Below are 16,595 nucleotides of genomic sequence, written 5' to 3'. Positions count from 1 at the left end.
GTGGTGATCGTCCAGTCGCCTGCGGCCCACTCCCGGGAGTCAGCCGGGGGTGGGGGCGGTGGTGGGCGTGGTCGCCATGCGTTCGGCCAGGGTCCTGACGCCGGTGAGGAGCTCGGGCGGTGGCACGGCGAGGTCGAGGACATGGGCGGTGACCGTGACGCCGGACCGGCGGACGACGTGGGGCGTGGGGCCGGGGGCGGCGCCGGAGGGGGTGGCCGCGTAGACCAGGTGGCCGTGGGGGAGGCCGAGGGCGGTGCAGTAGGCGAGCAGTTGGTAGAGGTGGGACGTGGGTGGGGCGGTGGGGGTGACGTCCGTGTACTTCGCGTCCGCCACCGAGGCGGGCCGCCCGCCGCGGTAGAGGACCAGGTCCGGGCGGAACGGGACGCGGGCGGCCTCGTCCAGACGGTGGTGGGTCTCCTGGGCGGCGCAGCGCACGCCGTGGCGGGTGAGGGCCGCCGTGACGGTGACGGTCAGGAACCGTTCGAAGACCGCCGGCATGTCGAGCAGGAAGCCGTCGGTGGGGACCGGGGGCCCGCCCTCCGGCTGGACCGAGCGGTGGCCGAGGAGCAGTTCCGCGAGGCGGAGGACCGGGGCGTAGCGGGCGTTCAGCCGGGTCAGGGTCCAGACGGGCAGCGGTGCGCCCGGGGGGAGGAGACGGACTCCGCGCAGGTGGTCGATGTGGTGGCGCAGGGCCACGTGGGTGCGGACGGGCACGCCCGGCAGCCGGGCGGCCAGGTGGAGGGCGGCCAGCAGGACGCGGTTCTCCGCGATGTCCGGGGTGTGGTCGTCGTAGCGGACGGCCACCGGGAGGGGCAGGCCCACACGGCGGAGCTGGTCCGCCGTCCGGACACGACCCCTGATCAGCGGCAGGTCCTCCTCGACCGTGCGATAGCCGTGCAGGACGCCGGCCTCCAGGGTGCGGCGCGTGGTGCGGGCGAGGAGGTCCGCGAGGGCGGGCAGCAGCTCGTCCGCCGTGGCGGCGGTGACCTGCTCGGGCTCGGCGTGCCAGGGGTCGCTGGGGGAGTGGGAGAGCAGGAACAGCAGGTCCCGGACGGGGAGTTTGGGCCGCAGGAGCAGTTCGATCGCGTCTCCCGCCGGCGTGCGCAGCCGGACCAGGCCCACCTTCTGCTTCCCGGTCACCCGCCAGCGACCACCGGGAGCCGGGGCCAGCCGTACGGCACCGGGGACGGAGAGCAGCCCCGCGACCTGGTCGGCCGTCAGCTCCCGTATGGTGCCGGGGCCGGTCTCGTCGACGGTGAGCCGGAGCGGTGGCGCCGCGTGCGGGCGGCGTCCGGGGCGCGCGCCGGGCGCGGGCGTCATGAGCCCAGCGCCGCGCGCAGGGAGGCCAGGCCGTACTCCTCCTCGACATCCACCCCCGTGCCGTACGACTGGTCCTCCAGCAGGGGCAGGATCTGTGTGCGCCAGATCAGATCGAGACCCTCCGGGCGGGTCGCGCCGGGCTTCATCAGATACGACGGGCCGATGGCGCGGTCCGCGTCGCCGAGGCGGCGGTTGAGCTCGTCCAGGAGGCGGGCGGGCAGCTCCGGCAGACCGTGGCGGTGCAGCCAGCGGTCGAGGAGGCCGTGCACCGGCTGCCGCTCGGGGGAGAGCCGGCGGAAGGCGAAGCGGCGGCGCATCGCCGCGTCGATGAGCGCGATGGAACGGTCGGCCGTGTTCATCGTGCCGATGAGGAACAGATTGGCCGGCAGATGGAACGGCTCGTGTGGCCTGTACTGGGTGGTGACCGGCTCCTCGCGGTACTCCAGCAGGAAGTACAGCTCGCCGAACACCTTCGCCAGGTTGGCCCGGTTGAGCTCGTCGATGACCAGGACGTACGGGTTGGCCGGGTCCTTCCTCGCTCGTTCGGCCAGCAGTTTGAACGGGCCCGGGACGACGTCGAACACCACCGAGCCGGAGCCGCCCGCGGCGTTCTCGCCGGGTACGGGGCGGTACCCCTCGAAGAAGTCCTCGTAGGTGTAGGAGGGGTGGAACTGGACGAGCTCCACCCGGTCCGGGCCCGCCAGGTGCTTGGCCAGGGCGCGGGCCAGATAGGTCTTCCCGGTGCCGGGCGGACCGTGGAACACGAGCTGGCGCTGCTCCTGGAGCTGCTGGGCGGTCTCCGCCAGCCAGGGCAGGGGCATGAGCAGCTGTTCGGCCAACTCGGGGGTCACGGGCGGTAGTTCGAGTGGCTTGGTGACATCGGCCTCGATCAGCGGTTCGGCGACGCTGGCCTCCAGACCGGCGCGTTCCGCGAGTTCGGCGGCCACACTGCTGATGTCGTACACCGTGGGCGGCCGGGTCAGCCGGCTCTGCACGGTCTGGGGCAGTTCAGCGCGTTTCAGCGGCCGCTCGGCGGTGGCCCAGTTCACCGGCAGCCGACGGGCGTTGTCGAGGCCGGCCGAGGTGTCGTACACCGCCGGGCCCCGGACCGTGCCGACGTGGACCTCGTCCGCGGTGACCGTGGCCACCAGGTCGCCGGGCTGGATGAGCGTGAGGAAGGCGTGCAGTTGGTACACGGACTGTCCGCGCGACTGGGTGCTGTCGTCGGGGAGTCCTTCCAGCACGGTCCGTTGGATCTCCGGCTTGGTCGTGCCCGCCGGGATGTCCGGGAGTTCCTTCCACGACACGGAGCAGTAGCCCCGCTCCAGCCAGTCCGGTACGAAGTTGCGTCCGTCGACGTTGAAGCCCCGCACCAGCCAGCCGCGCTGGTCGTGCTCGACGGTGTCGTGCCGCCAGCGGCCGACCCACGGTTCGTCGTAGAAGTCGACGGGCTCGCCGGACCGTGCCTGGAGGATGCGGCTCAGGGCCAGCAGGTCCCTGTCGTCGTCACCGGCGGGGCTGCTCAGTTCGTCCGCGAACGCCTCGACGATCTCGCGCTTGTGGTGGACGCTGGCGATGGGCTGGTAGGTGTCCGGGAAGAGCGCGTGCAGAAGTACGTGGATCTGGGCGCGGCCCTTCTTGTGGCCGACGGACTCCTGGATGGCGAGGCAGAGCTCGCGGAACTCCCAGGGGTCGTCCAGCAGCGCGGCCCGCGCCGCCCGGTCCAGCTCGGTCAGACGCTCGACCAGGAGGACCAGGATCTGGAACTGTGCCCACCGGTAGTTGAGGAAGCCCTGGCCGCCGTTGAGGAAGCCCTTCAGACCGGGCTCCAGGGCCTCCGGCACGACGATGGGACGGTGGGCCCAGGACAGCACCTCGCGCAGGATCTCGAGCTTCTTCGCGAGGCCGATCTGCTCCGGTACCAGCGGTGCCAGGTTCAGGAAGAGCAGCTCGGCCGCGAGGGCGACCGTCTCGTCGGGGGCTCCGGCGAGCTGGCGCTTCAGCTTGGTCAGGAAGGTGTCCGACGACTCGTCGGGCCGGTCGACGAAGCGGGCGCGCAGATCGGAGGCGGTCCGCCCGGCCCAGGCCGCCAGCTCCGGCGTGAACGCGGACTCTCCGGTGAGCAGCCCGTTTTGGAAGATCCGCTGCATCACCGCCACGACCTCGGTGCGGTACGGCCTTCTCACCACAGTCCCACCCGTCCCTCGTACGTTCCGAACGCCCACCCTAGAAGGGCGTTCGGCGACTCGTCACGGCGAGGGACGGCCGGATGCGGCGGGCCGGGGCTAGCTGTTGCCGTTGGCGCGGCCGAAGAACTCGATCTCGGCTATCGCGACCTGCTTCTCCGAGTCGGCACCGTAGGCGGAGCGGATGGTGAACCGGACGGTCTCCGCGTCGCCGACGCGGAACTTGCGGCGCTGGCCGCCGGCGCTCTGGTCGAGGGTGAGGGTCTTGGTGGAGACCGAGCCGTCGGCGGCGGTGATCTTCGCCTCGATGCGGTGCGGGCGGGCCGACTCCGCGCGCTGGTCCGCGTTCTTGGAGACCCCCGGGGTGATCACCACGTCGAGCAGACGGGTCGGCTCCTCGAAGCGGGCCTCGATCCACTCGCCCTCACCGGACTGGGTGACACCCGGCCCCCACCACGTGTTGCTGTACGTGTCGAAGGCCAGCTGCGGTTTGTGGCCGGGGAAGGAGCGGGACGCCTTGAAGCTGTCCGGGACGACCGAGGCGCGCTTGGCGAAGTGGTCGCGGGTCGCCTGGTAGGCGTCGTCGGCCTGGAAGGCGAGGGTGACGATCAGGGTCAGGACCAGGGCGCCGACCAGCCAGCTGAGGATCTGGCCGAAGCCTCGGCGCAGCCGGGGGCGGTCACCCGCCCACGGGGTCTCCGTGTTGCGGCCCGTGAGCACCCGGCGCCACCACGGCAGCCGCGCCGGTGCCTCCGCACGGCCGGCCATCGGCATCGCGCAGCGCGCGCAGAAGTGACGGTCCGGCCGGGTCGGGGTCCCGCACCACGGGCAGGGCACACCGCCCTCGGTGCCGAACTCCGGCTGCGGGGCACGGACCTGGGGACGCTGCACATCCGGGCGGCCCGGCAGCACGGGGGCGACGGCCGGTTCCGCGGGCGCACGGGGCTCGGGGTCGGCCACCGGGACCAGGAGGGACCGGGCTCGGTCGGCGGCCGAGGGAGCGGGTTCGGGGGCAGGGGCCGGTGAGGCGGGGGGTGCGGGGGACGCGTGCGTCGGGAGGGGGGTGGTGGGGGCCTCGTCGCCGGGGTGGGGGGCTGCCGGGGACTGGGGGTGGGCCTGGGGCTGGGGTTGGGTGTGGGCCTCCGGAGCGACGGGCGCTGCCGGGGCGGTCGCCGGGTGGGCGGTGGCGGGTGCGTCCGTACGGGGCGCCGTGCCCGTGTCGGGGACGGCGACGCCGGTGGCGGCGGCCGGGGTGGCTCCCGCCCGGTTCGTGTCGTGCGCGGTGCGGGCCGTACCGGTTCCGGCGCCCGGGTGGGCGAAGGCGTCCCAACCGGGCTCGCCGCCGGGGGTGTTGGGGCTGGAGCTGGAGCTAGCGCCGGCCGGGGCCGGGGCAGCGTTGGCGGGAGTGGGAGCGGGAGCCGGGGCCGGGGCGGCGGGACCGGGGTCGCTCGTCGTGTGTCCGGGGTCCGTGCCGGCCGGGGTGTCGCTCCGGGCGCCGGAGGAGTCCGCGCGGTCGGCGGTCTCGCTCCTGGCGGCGCCCGTCGTGGACCGGGCCGGGGTGCCGGACCAGCCGAGTACCGCGCCGCAGGCGTCGCAGAAGGACTGGCCGGGCTCCCCGCGGGTTCCGCACTCGGCGCAGCTCTGGGCCTGGCCGGTGCCGGGGGTCGGGCTGGTCATCTCTCGGGGATCCTTTCGGCGGCGGTCACCTGGACCGTGTACGGCATGTGGGCGGGGCGGGCGGCGGCGACGAGGCTGTCCAGCCGGTGTTCGTCCGCCGGGGTGGGGTCGGGCAGGCGCAGGGCCACGTGCAGGCGCGGGCGGGGTTCGCCCGGCACCGGGCCGAGGGGACGGGCGTCCCAGGTGGCGGCGCCGCTCTCGGTGATCTCCGGGGTCACGCCGAAGACCAGGCGCACGGCCTCGGACAGGCCGCGCCGGGTGCCGCGTACCCGGTGCAGGTACGCGGCGGCGGCCACCGCGGCGCGCAGGCGGTCCTCCGGTTCCGTGCCGTCCGTCTCGGCGCCGACCCAGCCGGCGAGCCACTGGGTGAAGTCCACGGGGGCCAGCGACGGCGTGAAGTAGGAGTCCAGGCAGTCGAGTACGGAGAGGATCGGGGCGAGGACCTCGTCGAGGCCGCCGATGAAGCGTTGGGCGAGGTCGTCGTCGGCGAACACGGCCGGGAGCATCGTGCCGATGGGGCTGGAGGAGCCGAGGCCGTCTATGGAGCCCCTCATTCTTGGCCTCCGGGTGCGCCCAGGAGCTCGGGGAGCGCGGTGTGTCGGCGGCCGCGGGTCCGTCGTGCTTGCTCGCGCCCACGCGGCGGAGCCGCATAGGTAACGGCCCCGCGCCCCTTTGGGGGCTGCGTCCCGTCAAAGGCCGCCCTCACTGCTTGTCCCCGATCACGCGGACCCGGTGGTCGAAGGAGAAGATCAGGGACGGGGGTGAGAGGTCGATGCGGTTGGTGGGGTCGCCTCGTTTGCCGGTCAGGGGGTCGGCGGGGTGGAGCTGGACGTCGTCGACCAGTTCGACGCCGGGGACGCGCTGGAGGACGGCGAAGACCTCGCCGGACTGGACCGGGCGGCCGAAGGGCCAGCCCCGGCCGTCGGCGCCGCCGGTCAGCGGGTCGAGGTGGCGGTAGAGCGCGTCGTGCGCCTGACGGCGGACGCGGTCGGTGTCCACGCCCCGGAAGGCGTGCAGCGTGGCGACGACCGTGATGCCCTGGTAGAACGGCGGCCCGACGGCCAACCGCGTCCCGATCAGCCGGCGTTCGTCCAGGTGGCGGGTGATACGGCGCAACAGGGCGTCCCCGGGCACGAGTTGCTCGAAGCGGAGCCGGCCGCCCGGGTCCGGCACCGCCTGGGGGACCACCAACACCCGTACCGCGTACGCCCCGTGGTCGCCCTCCTCGCCCTCCAGGCAGGTGATGCGGGCGGTCTCGGGGGCCGCGCGGCGGGCGAGTTCCTCGTAGTCGCGCAGGGTCACGGCGCGTTCCTGGGCGCGCAGGGTGATCGGCGCCCGGACCTTCGCCTCCTCCACGGTCTCCGCGTCGACACCGCCGCGAGCGGCCTCCCGGTTGACGACCTCGGAGACGTACGGCACGGAGGTGCGCAGCACCCGGATGGCGCCCCGGGCCACGTTGCCTGCCCGGCCGCCGCCGGTGCGGTAGCGCACGGCGCGGATGACGGACCCCTTGGGCGCGACGGCCCCGTACTGGCGCAGGCTCCCGTCGGGCTCCCTTACCGCCGGGCCGAAGGCGATCTCGCCGGTGGCGGAGTCCAGGGTGATGTGGCGGTCGTACGAGGTGGACGCGGCGAAGGACGGGACGACGTCCCAGTCGGTCCAGCCGTCGTGCTCGGCGGTCTGCAGCAGCACGGGCGGGGTGTCGCCGACCACGGGGAAGTGCGCGAGGCGCAGCCGCTGGCCGGGCAGGCCGGTGGACTCGCCGAGCGCCTCGTCGTACACGGTCTCGGCGTGGACGACGGTGGTGGTGCCGCCGATGGTGAAGGCCTCGGCGGCCCGGACGGTCGGCGAGGTGGTGTAGAAGGGCTGGCCGGGCAGGGGCTCGGTGACCCGGCAGCGCAGCCAGCCGGCCTCCTGGCCGCCGGTGCGGGACAGGGTGTGCCCGCCGGGCAGGTGCAGGACGACCTCGCCCGGCCGGTTCAGGCCGCCCGTGCCGTCGCGGTCGACCTCGCACGCCGTCCAGCCGTCCTCGGTCCACGCCTCCCAGACCAGCGGCGGCTGCCGGGGGTCCACGCCGACACCGTCGACCACGCTGTCCAGTTCCAGCACGACCGCGCAGTGCGGCACGGCGGCCGTCAGCCCGAACAGCATGCAGTCGCCGGGCCGCGGGGACTCGGCGAAGCACATCAGGTCCTTGCCCTCGGCGAGGTCGGAGGTCCGGTCGGCGACCGGCTCACCGGGGCGCTGGGTCACCAGATACCGCAACGCGCAGGGCACGACGTCCAGTTCGCGCTCGGTGGTGAAGACCACCGCCTCCTCGCTCTCGGTGCGCACGGTCGCGACCTCGGTGCCCACCGGCAGCGGCACCGGCTCCTCCTGCGGCGCCGACAGCCAGAACGTCACGTCCGTGCGCGCGGCCGAGGGCGGGAACAGGGTGATGCCCACCAGGTCCAGGAACGCCAGGTGGTTCTTCTCCGGCACCCGGTTGAGCCGGTAGACGATCTGGTCCGCCATGTGGGCGACCGTCTCCACCAGGGTGACGCCGGGGTCGGAGACGTTGTGGTCGGTCCACTCCGGGGCCCGCTGCTGGATGTAGCGCTTGGCGTCGTCGACGAACTGCTGGAAGCGGCGGTCGTCGAGGTTCGGGGAGGGCAGGGCCATCAGCGGTCGCTTTCAGGACGGTCGGGACGTTCGGGACGGTCGGAGCCTTCGGAGGCCGGGTCCGGCTCGTCGTGGGAGGGGATGACGTAGAACGGGAAGACCAGGCTGCGCGGGTTGTTGGTGCCCCGGATCGAGTAGCGGACGTCGATGAAGAGGACGCCCTGGTCGGCGCCCGCCGTCACCTCGACGTCGGTCACCTCGATCCGCGGCTCCCAGCGGTCGAGGCTCGCGTACACCTCGTGCTGGATACGGCCGGCGGTGGCCTCGTTGACCGGCGCGAACACCAGGTCGTGGATGGCGCAGCCGAACTCGGGGCGCATCGGCCGCTCGCCCGGCGCGGTGGCCAGCACCAGCCGGATGGCCTCCTCGACCTCGCGCTCCCCGCTGACCAGGGCGATGCCCCCGGTGGGCCCGATACGCAGCGGGAACGCCCAGCCGGATCCGACGAACTGCTCGGCCATCAGCGGGCCACCCTCCTTTCAGACGAACGTGTTCTCATGAGCGGCCGCCGGACGACCACGGCCACGGGACGCGGCGGCGCGGCGGACCACGGTGACCTGGCGGGCCACGGCGGCTCGACGGGACATGGCGGCCTGACGGGACGTGGCGGCCTGACGGGGGCCGTCACGGGATCGGGTACAGCTTCTTGTTGACCATGACGATGCCGGTGATGTCGACGTTGGCCGCGCGCAGCGCCGCCTGCCCGACCGCGTTGATCTGCACGGTCCCGGCCGCGCTGATCGTCGCGGCGCCCGCCGCGTTCATGGAGAGGGCGCCGACCGCGTTGATGTTGACCGCGCCGCCCAGCGACCTCAGGCCGACCATGCCCTGGCCCTGGAGGTTGAGGGGCCCGCCGCTGCGGATCGTCACCGACCGCAGCGCGCTCAGCGTGAGATCGGTCCCCGCCTTCACGGACACCGAGGTGCCGCCCGTGATGCTGACGGCCCCCTTGCTGTCCACGGTGATCTCGGTCTTCGTCCGGTCCAGGTTGATGATCAGCTTGTCGTTTCCGCTGGCGATCCGCACGCCCTGCTTGCGCAGGCCGGTCTGCTGGCTGAGCAGGTCGACGCGGTTGCCCTCGCGGTCCGACAGGGTGTGCCGGATCGCCTTCTTCTTCACCGGGTCGTGCAGCCACACGTCCTTCACGGGCGTCGGCTTGTCGACGCCGTTGTAGAGGCCGCCGATCACGAACGGGTGGTCGAGCGCGCCCCGGTCGAAGGCGACCAGCACCTCGTCGCCGACGTCCAGCGGGAAGATCCCGCCGCCGCCCTTGCCGCCCATCTGCACCGTCCGCGTCCAGTCGCTGACATAGGTGTCGTCCAGCCACGGGAACTGCAGCTTCACCCGGCCCTGCTTCAGCGGATCCTGTACGTCGGTGACCAGGGCGTTGGCCACACTGGGCAGCCGGGGCGCGGCGGAGGTGCCGCCGCCCGACGCCAGGCCGAACAGGGAGCGCCACTGCCGTCCGCTGACGGTCACCCAGGTCTCGTAGTGGCTGCCGTCGCCGAAGGAGTGCCGCACGGAGGTGCAGGTGTACTTGCCCTCGAACGGGGCGCCCACCTCGGTGAGCGTGACCGGCACCCCGGGCCGCAGCTGCGGGTTGCCGCGCACGGTGACCTCGAGCTCGGCGAAGGAGGAGGTGATGTCGTCCGCGAGGGAGGCGGCCGCGTGCGTGACCTCGGTCTGGAGGTCGTACGGCGTGTCCGTCTCCACCAGTTTCGCGGCCTTGAAGGCGCCCGCCGCCTTCTGCGGGGTGGTGCCGATCGCGATCCCCGGGTTGTCGTTCGCGGGGGTGGTCGCCGTGAGCTTCTTCTTCGTCGTGACGTTCCAGCCGCGCGCCTCGACCCTGCCGACCTGGTCGGCGGCCGTGACGGCGGCCCGGCAGCGCAGGATGTCCACCCCGGCCTGGAGCACGAACGGGCTCTTCTCGCCGGGGGTGCTCGTCGGGGGCGCGCCGGACGCCGGCTTCGGCTTGACGAACTGGAACTTCCCCTTCGAGTCCAGCGACATCACCATCTCGTTCTCGTCGGCGAGCCGCGCGAGGAAGTCCCAGTCCGTCACGTTGGACTGCGAGATGAAGTCGTAGACCGTCCTGGTGCCCTGCACCTGCCCGACCGGGATGCCGTTCAGCCCGGCCAGTTTGCGGGCGATGTCGGAGGCCGTCTGATTGCGGTACGCGGCCACCCTGCGCACCCGCATCAGCCGGTGGCCCGGGTCGTAGCCGCGGACGACGGTGAAGGTGCCCGTGCCGTCGTAGTCGGTCTCCATGCCGGTGACCTCGCCGGTGAGCAGCGGGTTGCCCGCGCCCTGCCCGTCGGCGACGGGCGCGATGACGACCTTGGTGCCGAACCTGACGTTCAGTTTGCCCAGCAGCAGCCCGTGCGGGTCCCGGAAGGTGAGCCGGAACGCGCCCGGCACCCCGGCCCCGAGGTCGACCCAGCCGCCGACCAGCAGATCGGCGTACTCCGTGGGCAGTTTCGCCCCGTCGAGCGTGACGTGGATGACGTTGGAGAAGGACGGCTTCACCATCAGAACCCGACCTCCTCGGCGGCCGGCAGGACGAGTTCGATGCCGGTGGGCAGCCGGGTGGGATCGTCGATGCCGTTGGCCTCCGCGATCGCCCGCCACGCGGACGCGTTGCCGTACTCCCGCCACGCCAGCGACTGCAGCGAGTCGCCCGCGACGACCCGGTGCACACTCCGCGCGGTCAGCGCGCCCGACGTCGGGTTCTGCCCCTTGGTGGTGCTGGGGATCTCGTGCAGCGACAGCCGGCAGGTGGCCCGGATCGGCACGCCGGTCGTTCCGAACAGCGAGTACGTGACGTCCACCGAACTGACGTACGCCGTGAAGCGGGCCGTCGAGAACGACCCCCACTGGAACACCACCCAGGGCGGCGACGGCTGCTTCGCGGCGAGGCTCTTGGACGTCACCTCGCAGCACGACAGCAGCGACTCGACCTTTTTCAGCACCGTGGTGCCGCTCGGCTTGGCGGAGGAGTCGAGGAAGATCTCGACGTTCATCTGCCGGGCCTCGGGCCCCATGAACTCCGGCAGCGCGCCGTCGCGCACGGCCGCGCTGATCGTGGTCTTCCACTGGGCGCCCTGGCGCAGCGTCAGCTCCGCCGGGTTGAACTCGAAGCTGAACGTCCTGATCAGACCGCCGGGTGTGGTGCTCGTCCCGACCGGCGGCTCGTGGATGGCCAGTGTGGCCCGCACCAGGCTCTTGCCCGCGCCGCCCTTGCTGCCCTTCGCCATGTGCTGTCCCCGCCCCTCAGTCCGTGAATCCGTGGTGTGTGATCTCCAGGACCTCGGTCGCCACGCTCGGGTTCGCCGGGTCCAGGGACGGCCCCTGCCAGCTCACCGGCAGGACGTCGATCAGGCCCCAGTGCGCCACCTCCGAACCGTCCGCGCGCAGCGCCGCGATCTGGGCGGTCGGGCGCTTCACGCCCGTCGCCACGGAGGAGATCCACGCCGCGACCTTCGCCGTGTCCGGGGTCAGCGGCCGCGTCAGCCGGATGTTCGAGAACGTCACGCGCGACGGGAACTGCCAGACGAACCCGTTGTTCCCGCCCTCCTGGCGGTGCTCGATCTCCACCGTCGAGGACAGCCCCTCGCACCCGTTGAAGTAACCGAGGCTCTCGCCGTCGATCGTCAGGGTGAAGAAGATGGTGGAGCCCGGGTCGAGATCGCGGGGCATCGGGTGGGCCTTTCTGCGGGCGGCTGCCGCCGGGTCGTACAGGTCGGTGGGCGGGGGGCAGTGGGCGGCGCTGGTCTGGGGGATCTGGGTCGGTGGTCCGGGTCAGTGGCGGGGGTCGCGGAGCTTGCCGATGCGTTCGCGGTCCATGCGGAGTTCGGTGCGGACGAGGCGGGTGACGCGACCGATGAGCTTGTGGGTCAGTTCGTCGAGCTGGAAGTCGGTGAGGGCGCGGGGGTCGAACGGGGGTGCGGCGTCCGCCGTGGAGGAGGTGGAGGAGGGGGACGAGGGGTTGGCCGACGCCGTGCGGTGAGTTGTGGTGGCGGGGGTGGGGCCCACGGGGGTCTGGGGGGCTCGCTGGATCGCGGTGGGGGCGGGCGCGGGCGCGGCGGGAGCCGGGGGCGCGGGGGTGCGGGCCGGTTCGGGGGTCGGTGCGGTGGGTGCCTGTGGGGTGGTGGGGGGTGCGGGCGGGGTGAGGGCCTGGCGTTGGACCACCGGGAGGGCGCGCGGCGGGGTCGCCTTCTGCGGGGGTGCCGTGGGGGCGGCGACGGCGAGGGGGACGGCGGGGCGTGCGGGCCTGTCCCCGGCGAGGCGTTGTACGGCGGGGCCGGTGCCGGTGGTCGTGGGGCGGCGCAGGGGTACGGCGGGCCGGGGGGCCTGACGCTGCGCTGCCGGGGGTGCGGTGGGGGTGGGGAGCGCCGAGGTGAGGGCGCGGGTGGGGGCGAGGGGGCGGACGGGCTGGGCCTTCGGCTCGGCTGCGGCCGCCGGCGTGCTGATTGGTTCGTGGGTTCGCCGGGGCGGGGTGTGGGTCGGCTGGGGGCTGTGGGACGACTGCGGGCCGTGGGTGGCCGGTCGCGCAGTTCCCGGCGCCCCTTGGGGGCGGCCCTGGGCCGGGCCGGTGGGTGTCAGGGGGACGCGCGGGGCCGCCGGGGCGGGGCTGGGGCCTGCTCGGTGTGGTGCCGCAGGTGCAGGTGCAGGTGCAGGTGCAGGTGCAGGTGCCGTTGCTCGCTGTACGGGAGAGGGGTGGGCGACGGGGCTCGGGGCGCCGGGGGCCGGGCGTCCGGCCAGTGGCTTCGCGTCGACCGGAGGGGCGGTGAGGGGGGCGCCGAGGAGGGGGCGCTGACGGGGGGTCGGGCTCGGGACGGGGGCGGGGGAGGTGGGCTGAGTTGCGGGTGCCGGGGATACCGGGGATACCCGGGATGTGGGGGGTGCCGGAGACGCCTGGGGCGCGGGTGTGGGCGTGGGCACGGCGGGCGGCACGGGGCCGGAGGTGGGGGTGCCGAGGCCTACGCGCCGCGCGCTGGGGGTGGTGCTCCGCTGGACGGGGTGAGTGGGCGTGGCGGTGGGTTGGGCGGTGGGCGCTGTGGCACGGGGGTCGGTCGCTGTCCGCCGGGTGGTGTCGGCCGCGCTGCGGGTGGGCGGGGCGGCGGCGGTCCCGGAGGACGTGCCGCTCGGGTTGACTGCCGTGCTGTCGGGGCTCGTTGGCGTGCCGCCGCGATGGTGTGCCGCCGCGCTGTGACCGTCTGCCGTGGGGCTGGCGCCGGCCGCCGCGCGCTGCACGTCGACGGGGCTGGTCGCGGTGGGACGTGAGGTGAGCCCCGTCCCTCCGGGGGCCGTACGGGGACTGGCAGGGCCGGCAGGGCTGGTACGGCTGGCAGGGGTTTCGGGGCCGGGCGGGGCCGGTGTGCCGGTGGGGGCGGTCGCCGAGCGCTGGATGTCGGCCGACGGAGCGCCGGGGACGGGGGCTCGGGTGGCGGGGCTGCGGGGCACGTGGGGCGTGGTGCCGTGAGGCGTCGACGTACGCGGCGTGGTGCCGGTGGGGTTGCCGAGACCTGACCTTGACGGTCGGCTGTCGGCAGCCTGGGCATCGGCATCGGCATCGGCACCGGCCGCCGTGCCACCGGGGAGCCCGGATGCTCCGTGAGCGAGGTCCGATGCGCCGGTGGGGCGGGTGAGCGTCTCGCCGGTGGTGGTCGGCGCGGTACGGCTGGGACCGGTCGCTGTCCGCTGGACGTTGACCTCGGGGTGTCCGGGGGTGGCCGGGACGCGGGTGGGGTTGGTGCGGTTGCCGGTGGGCCCGGTCGGCGTACCGGCCGGGCTGGTTGCCGTAGCGCTGGGCTCGCTCGGTGCCCGCTGGATGTCGACGCCGGAGGGCCCGGGTACGCCGGAGTTGGTGCCCGAACTGCTGGGGACGCCGGGGGTGCCCACCGTGTCGTTCGATGCGGTCGTCGGCCGATGGGCGCCGGCTTCACGGGGGCCCGGGGCAGTGGGGGTGGTGCTCCCGGTGGCCGCCCGCTGCACGCTGACCTCGCCGCGTCCGGAAGCGGCGGGGCGGTTGCCCGTGACGTCGGATGAGGGCGCGGTCCCGGGGGCGCCCACTGCCTTGGCCCGGGGGTTCGCTGCCGTACGGGCGGAGTCCGACACCGTACCGGCGGAGTTGGCCTGCGTACGGCCGGAGTTCGACGCCGTACCGGTGGAGGGCGCAGCGGTGGTGCGGGAGTTCGCCCGCGTACGGCCAGGGTTCGGCGTCGTACCGGCGGAGTGCGATGCCGGACGTCCGGAGTTCGACGGCGTGCCTGCGGGCTTCGACGCCGCAGGGCCGGGGTTCGGCGTCGTGCCTGCGGGCTTCGATGGCGTACGGCCGGGGCTCGGCGTCGTACCCGGGGAGTGCGATGCCGTAGGGCCCGGGCGGGAGTTCGCGGATGCCTGGGCTGAGTTGGGCGTCGTGCCCGCGGCCGCGTCCGGCGTCGCCCGCTGGACGGCGAGCCCCGCAGGACCGGTGTCGGCGGTGGTGTTGCCCGGAGTGACGGCCTCAGCTGTACCGGCGGGGCCGCCCGCGGGTGCCTCGGGCCCAACAGCCTTTGCGGCAGGCGTCGTTGCCCGAGGCGTGCCGCCCGGCGCGCCGACCGGACGCTGGCCCGAGTCCGCCGAGCCCGCCCCGCGCTCGACGGTTGCCCTACGCGCCGGTGCGGCGGCGGCCGACTCCGGACGCGGTGACGTGGAGCCACCGGACGTCACGGGCCCGGAGGACCCGCCGCTCGAAGTCGTCGGCTCCGAAGCGGTACCCGCCGGGGTGGCAGTCGACCCCCTGGACCCGGTGGTCGCGGACCGGGCCGCCGGTAGTGTCCGGCGCTGGACGGCCGGTGTGGCGGGGGCCTTGGTCAGCGGCGTCGGGCGGGTGGCCCGGGGAGGCGCGGGGGTGACCCGCGGGCCGGTCGGACGGGACGGCTTGACCTGGTACGGGGCTCGCGGCACCGGCCGAGGCCCGCCGGATGCGGATGCGGATGCGGACGTGGGACCGGCGGACGAGGACTCTGGCTCGTCGCCGGCCACCGGCAGGGTGCGCGAGGGCAGTTCCAGGCCGGCGACGGGTGTCGCCGACGTGGTGAGGACGTTCTTCACCAGCCCGCCCGGCGCGCCGGGCAGGACGGCGTGGGACAGGGTCCCGGTGAAGGACGGGTTCTGCCAGGTGCTCAACCGCCCACTGAACCCGGCGTCCGCGACAGCGGCCCGTCCGCCGCCGGTGGCCCGCTGAATCGGACCCAACCCTTCCCAACCACCGCCGGAGGCAACGACACCGGCAGAAGTGGCCCCACCGACGGAAGCACCCTCGCCGACCGGACCGGCCCCGGCACCCGCAGACGCCCCGACACCGGAAGCACCCCCGACACCGGAAGCACCCCCTGCACCGGAAGCACCCCCTGCACCCGAACCTGCACCCGAACCCGAACCTGAGCCCGAACCTGAGCCCGAACCTGAGCCCGAACCGACCCCGTCACCCGACGCACCGCCGTCGCCGTCAACCCGACCCCGGCGCGCCGCCGACCCGGCGGCGCCCCGTAGGCGATCCATGAAGCCCACGTGTTCAGCCCTCCGACCCGCCCCGTGTCACGAGGGACGCGATCTGTTCGGTGTAGCGGCGGCGGTCGTGGTGTTCGAGGTCGAGGATCTCCTCGAAGCTCCAGTGGAAGTGGAAGGCGACGTACGCGATCTCCTCGTGCAGCCGGTCGGTCGCGTACGTCACGATTCCCCCAGGCGGCTCCCGCCGAGTTCGACCTCGAAGGGCTCGGAGCAGTGGGGGCACTCCACGGCCGCGCGGGTGTGGCCCTCCGCGTTGACCTGCCGGTAGAAGTCCTGGAGGAACGCGAGGTCGGACGCGAACATGTTCTCCACGATCCCGTCGTGGACCATCGGCAGATTGCCCAGCCGGGTGATGACCCGGCCGAGCAGCACGACCGACAGGTACGCCGGGTTCTCCTGGACCCGGACGTCGCGCAACGGGATCAGCTCGTCCCGGGCGGTGGCGAGACGCATCACGCCCTCCCGGTGGACGTTCCCCGCCTCGTCGACGTACCCGCGCGGCAGTTCGAACGGGAACTCCGTCCGCAGCCGCTGCGCCACCGGCGCGACAGCCGGAGCCGGAGCCGATGCCGGACCCGACGCCGGAGCAGGCGCCGGTTCCGGCGCGGCGATGGGAGCGCCGGTGGTGGGGAAGGGGGACGCGGCGGAAGGCGCCGCCTCCTGCCCCGTCACCGTCATCGCGCCCGCCCTGCCAGCCGTACGCCGCATTACTCGATGACCAGTTCTTCGAAGACGATGGTCACGGTCTCGGTGAGCGCGGACGCCTCGCCCGCCTTGAGGGTGCTCGCGTCGATCTTGCTGCACCAGGCGTTGCGCATGTTGTAACGCTTCACCGGGTTGTTCTGGTAATCCATCATGATGATCGACGCGTTCTTGCGCGCCGAGCCCATCTGACCGTTGATCGAGTCGTTGATCCACGTGTTGAACGCGGCCGACTGGGTCATACCGCGGACCACCGTGCACTGCCCGTTCTTCTGCACACCGGGCAGGAGGTTGACCTCGGGCCGGCCCTGGGCGGAGTTCTGCTGGTACGTGATGACGTCCTGTTCGAGGGTGAGGCCACTGACCTCCGCGAGGTACTCGACCATCACCCCGTCGATCTGCAGGCCGAAATTGTGTGAAGTAAGGGCGTCACCCGGCGCGAGACTCATCTGTTCTGTGTCCTTCTGAGGGGGCTGGGAAAAGGGCTGGCTTCAG

The 16,595-nt window shown here is 73.5% G+C and carries 14 protein-coding genes; 1 reads left to right on the top strand and 13 read right to left on the bottom strand.

Annotated elements, in window-relative coordinates; genetic code table 11:
* Positions 1 to 39 precede the first annotated feature (39 nt).
* The 10 genes from ACZ9QC_RS12045 to ACZ9QC_RS12000 all read right to left on the bottom strand — a co-directional run bounded on the left by ACZ9QC_RS12045 (position 40) and on the right by ACZ9QC_RS12000 (position 12,032).
* Positions 40 to 1,320: an McrC family protein gene (locus ACZ9QC_RS12045; RefSeq protein ID WP_472920148.1), complete on the bottom strand. Its 1,281-nt coding sequence runs from the start codon at positions 1,318 to 1,320 to the stop codon at positions 40 to 42.
* Positions 1,317 to 3,506 (bottom strand): McrB family protein, encoded by a 2,190-nt coding sequence (locus ACZ9QC_RS12040; protein WP_472920147.1) that lies wholly within the window; start codon positions 3,504 to 3,506, stop codon positions 1,317 to 1,319. The genes ACZ9QC_RS12045 and ACZ9QC_RS12040 overlap by 4 nt, the downstream gene beginning before the upstream one ends.
* Before the next feature lie 99 nt (positions 3,507 to 3,605).
* Entirely contained in the window at positions 3,606 to 5,183 is a 1,578-nt protein-coding gene (locus tag ACZ9QC_RS12035) for an NADase-type glycan-binding domain-containing protein (protein ID WP_472920146.1), read from the bottom strand.
* Positions 5,180 to 5,737 (bottom strand): phage tail protein, encoded by a 558-nt coding sequence (locus ACZ9QC_RS12030; protein ID WP_472920145.1) that lies wholly within the window; start codon positions 5,735 to 5,737, stop codon positions 5,180 to 5,182. The genes ACZ9QC_RS12035 and ACZ9QC_RS12030 overlap by 4 nt, the downstream gene beginning before the upstream one ends.
* Positions 5,738 to 5,885: 148 nt before the next feature.
* A complete protein-coding gene (locus ACZ9QC_RS12025; RefSeq protein ID WP_472920144.1) occupies positions 5,886 to 7,844 on the bottom strand; it encodes a putative baseplate assembly protein in 1,959 nt (652 codons plus the stop codon).
* Entirely contained in the window at positions 7,844 to 8,305 is a 462-nt protein-coding gene (locus tag ACZ9QC_RS12020; RefSeq protein WP_472920143.1) for a GPW/gp25 family protein, read from the bottom strand. Before ACZ9QC_RS12020 ends, ACZ9QC_RS12025 begins: the two co-directional genes overlap by 1 nt.
* A gap of 163 nt (positions 8,306 to 8,468) precedes the next feature.
* A complete protein-coding gene (locus ACZ9QC_RS12015) occupies positions 8,469 to 10,373 on the bottom strand; it encodes a VgrG-related protein (protein ID WP_472920142.1) in 1,905 nt (634 codons plus the stop codon).
* Complete coding sequence (locus ACZ9QC_RS12010) at positions 10,373 to 11,098, bottom strand: CIS tube protein (RefSeq protein WP_215449105.1); 726 nt, start codon at positions 11,096 to 11,098, stop codon at positions 10,373 to 10,375. The genes ACZ9QC_RS12015 and ACZ9QC_RS12010 overlap by 1 nt, the downstream gene beginning before the upstream one ends.
* Positions 11,099 to 11,114: 16 nt before the next feature.
* The gene (locus ACZ9QC_RS12005) at positions 11,115 to 11,540 is read right to left on the bottom strand and encodes a phage tail protein (protein ID WP_037695699.1); all 426 of its coding nucleotides are present in this window, start codon (positions 11,538 to 11,540) and stop codon (positions 11,115 to 11,117) included.
* A gap of 102 nt (positions 11,541 to 11,642) precedes the next feature.
* Entirely contained in the window at positions 11,643 to 12,032 is a 390-nt protein-coding gene (locus ACZ9QC_RS12000) for a hypothetical protein (protein ID WP_472920141.1), read from the bottom strand.
* Positions 12,033 to 13,488: 1,456 nt separating this feature from the next.
* Here ACZ9QC_RS12000 and ACZ9QC_RS11995 point away from each other — a divergent pair.
* Positions 13,489 to 15,072: a hypothetical protein gene (locus ACZ9QC_RS11995; RefSeq protein WP_472920140.1), complete on the top strand. Its 1,584-nt coding sequence runs from the start codon at positions 13,489 to 13,491 to the stop codon at positions 15,070 to 15,072.
* 330 nt (positions 15,073 to 15,402) lie between these two features.
* Here the strand turns inward: ACZ9QC_RS11995 and ACZ9QC_RS11990 are convergent, their stop codons facing one another.
* Genes ACZ9QC_RS11990 through ACZ9QC_RS11980 form a run of 3 tightly spaced genes read right to left on the bottom strand, consistent with a single transcriptional unit; the run spans position 15,403 to position 16,549 of the window.
* Positions 15,403 to 15,561, bottom strand: coding sequence for a DUF6760 family protein (locus ACZ9QC_RS11990; RefSeq protein WP_086786782.1), 159 nt, complete (start codon positions 15,559 to 15,561; stop codon positions 15,403 to 15,405).
* Positions 15,558 to 16,106 carry a hypothetical protein gene (locus ACZ9QC_RS11985; protein ID WP_472920139.1) on the bottom strand — a complete coding sequence of 183 codons (549 nt, stop codon included), beginning with the start codon at positions 16,104 to 16,106 and terminating at the stop codon, positions 15,558 to 15,560. The genes ACZ9QC_RS11990 and ACZ9QC_RS11985 overlap by 4 nt, the downstream gene beginning before the upstream one ends.
* Positions 16,106 to 16,549 carry a phage tail protein gene (locus tag ACZ9QC_RS11980; RefSeq protein WP_033526822.1) on the bottom strand — a complete coding sequence of 148 codons (444 nt, stop codon included), beginning with the start codon at positions 16,547 to 16,549 and terminating at the stop codon, positions 16,106 to 16,108. Before ACZ9QC_RS11980 ends, ACZ9QC_RS11985 begins: the two co-directional genes overlap by 1 nt.
* Positions 16,550 to 16,595 lie beyond the last annotated feature (46 nt).

The organism is Streptomyces sp. HUAS MS02, assembly GCF_055702265.1.
This window is presented reverse-complemented; position numbering and strand designations above follow the sequence as displayed.

Bases quoted from the DNA above. Each gene is read 5' to 3' on its own strand.
- ACZ9QC_RS12030 (WP_472920145.1), bottom strand. From the start codon at position 5,737: ATGAGGGGCTCCATAGACGGCCTCGGCTCCTCCAGCCCCATCGGCACG.
- ACZ9QC_RS11980 (WP_033526822.1), bottom strand. From the start codon at position 16,549: ATGAGTCTCGCGCCGGGTGACGCCCTTACTTCACACAATTTCGGCCTG.
- ACZ9QC_RS12005 (WP_037695699.1), bottom strand. From the start codon at position 11,540: ATGCCCCGCGATCTCGACCCGGGCTCCACCATCTTCTTCACCCTGACG.
- ACZ9QC_RS12035 (WP_472920146.1), bottom strand. From the start codon at position 5,183: ATGACCAGCCCGACCCCCGGCACCGGCCAGGCCCAGAGCTGCGCCGAG.
- ACZ9QC_RS12025 (WP_472920144.1), bottom strand. From the start codon at position 7,844: ATGGCCCTGCCCTCCCCGAACCTCGACGACCGCCGCTTCCAGCAGTTC.
- ACZ9QC_RS12010 (WP_215449105.1), bottom strand. From the start codon at position 11,098: ATGGCGAAGGGCAGCAAGGGCGGCGCGGGCAAGAGCCTGGTGCGGGCC.
- ACZ9QC_RS12020 (WP_472920143.1), bottom strand. From the start codon at position 8,305: ATGGCCGAGCAGTTCGTCGGATCCGGCTGGGCGTTCCCGCTGCGTATC.
- ACZ9QC_RS12015 (WP_472920142.1), bottom strand. From the start codon at position 10,373: ATGGTGAAGCCGTCCTTCTCCAACGTCATCCACGTCACGCTCGACGGG.
- ACZ9QC_RS11985 (WP_472920139.1), bottom strand. From the start codon at position 16,106: ATGCGGCGTACGGCTGGCAGGGCGGGCGCGATGACGGTGACGGGGCAG.
- ACZ9QC_RS12045 (WP_472920148.1), bottom strand. From the start codon at position 1,320: ATGACGCCCGCGCCCGGCGCGCGCCCCGGACGCCGCCCGCACGCGGCG.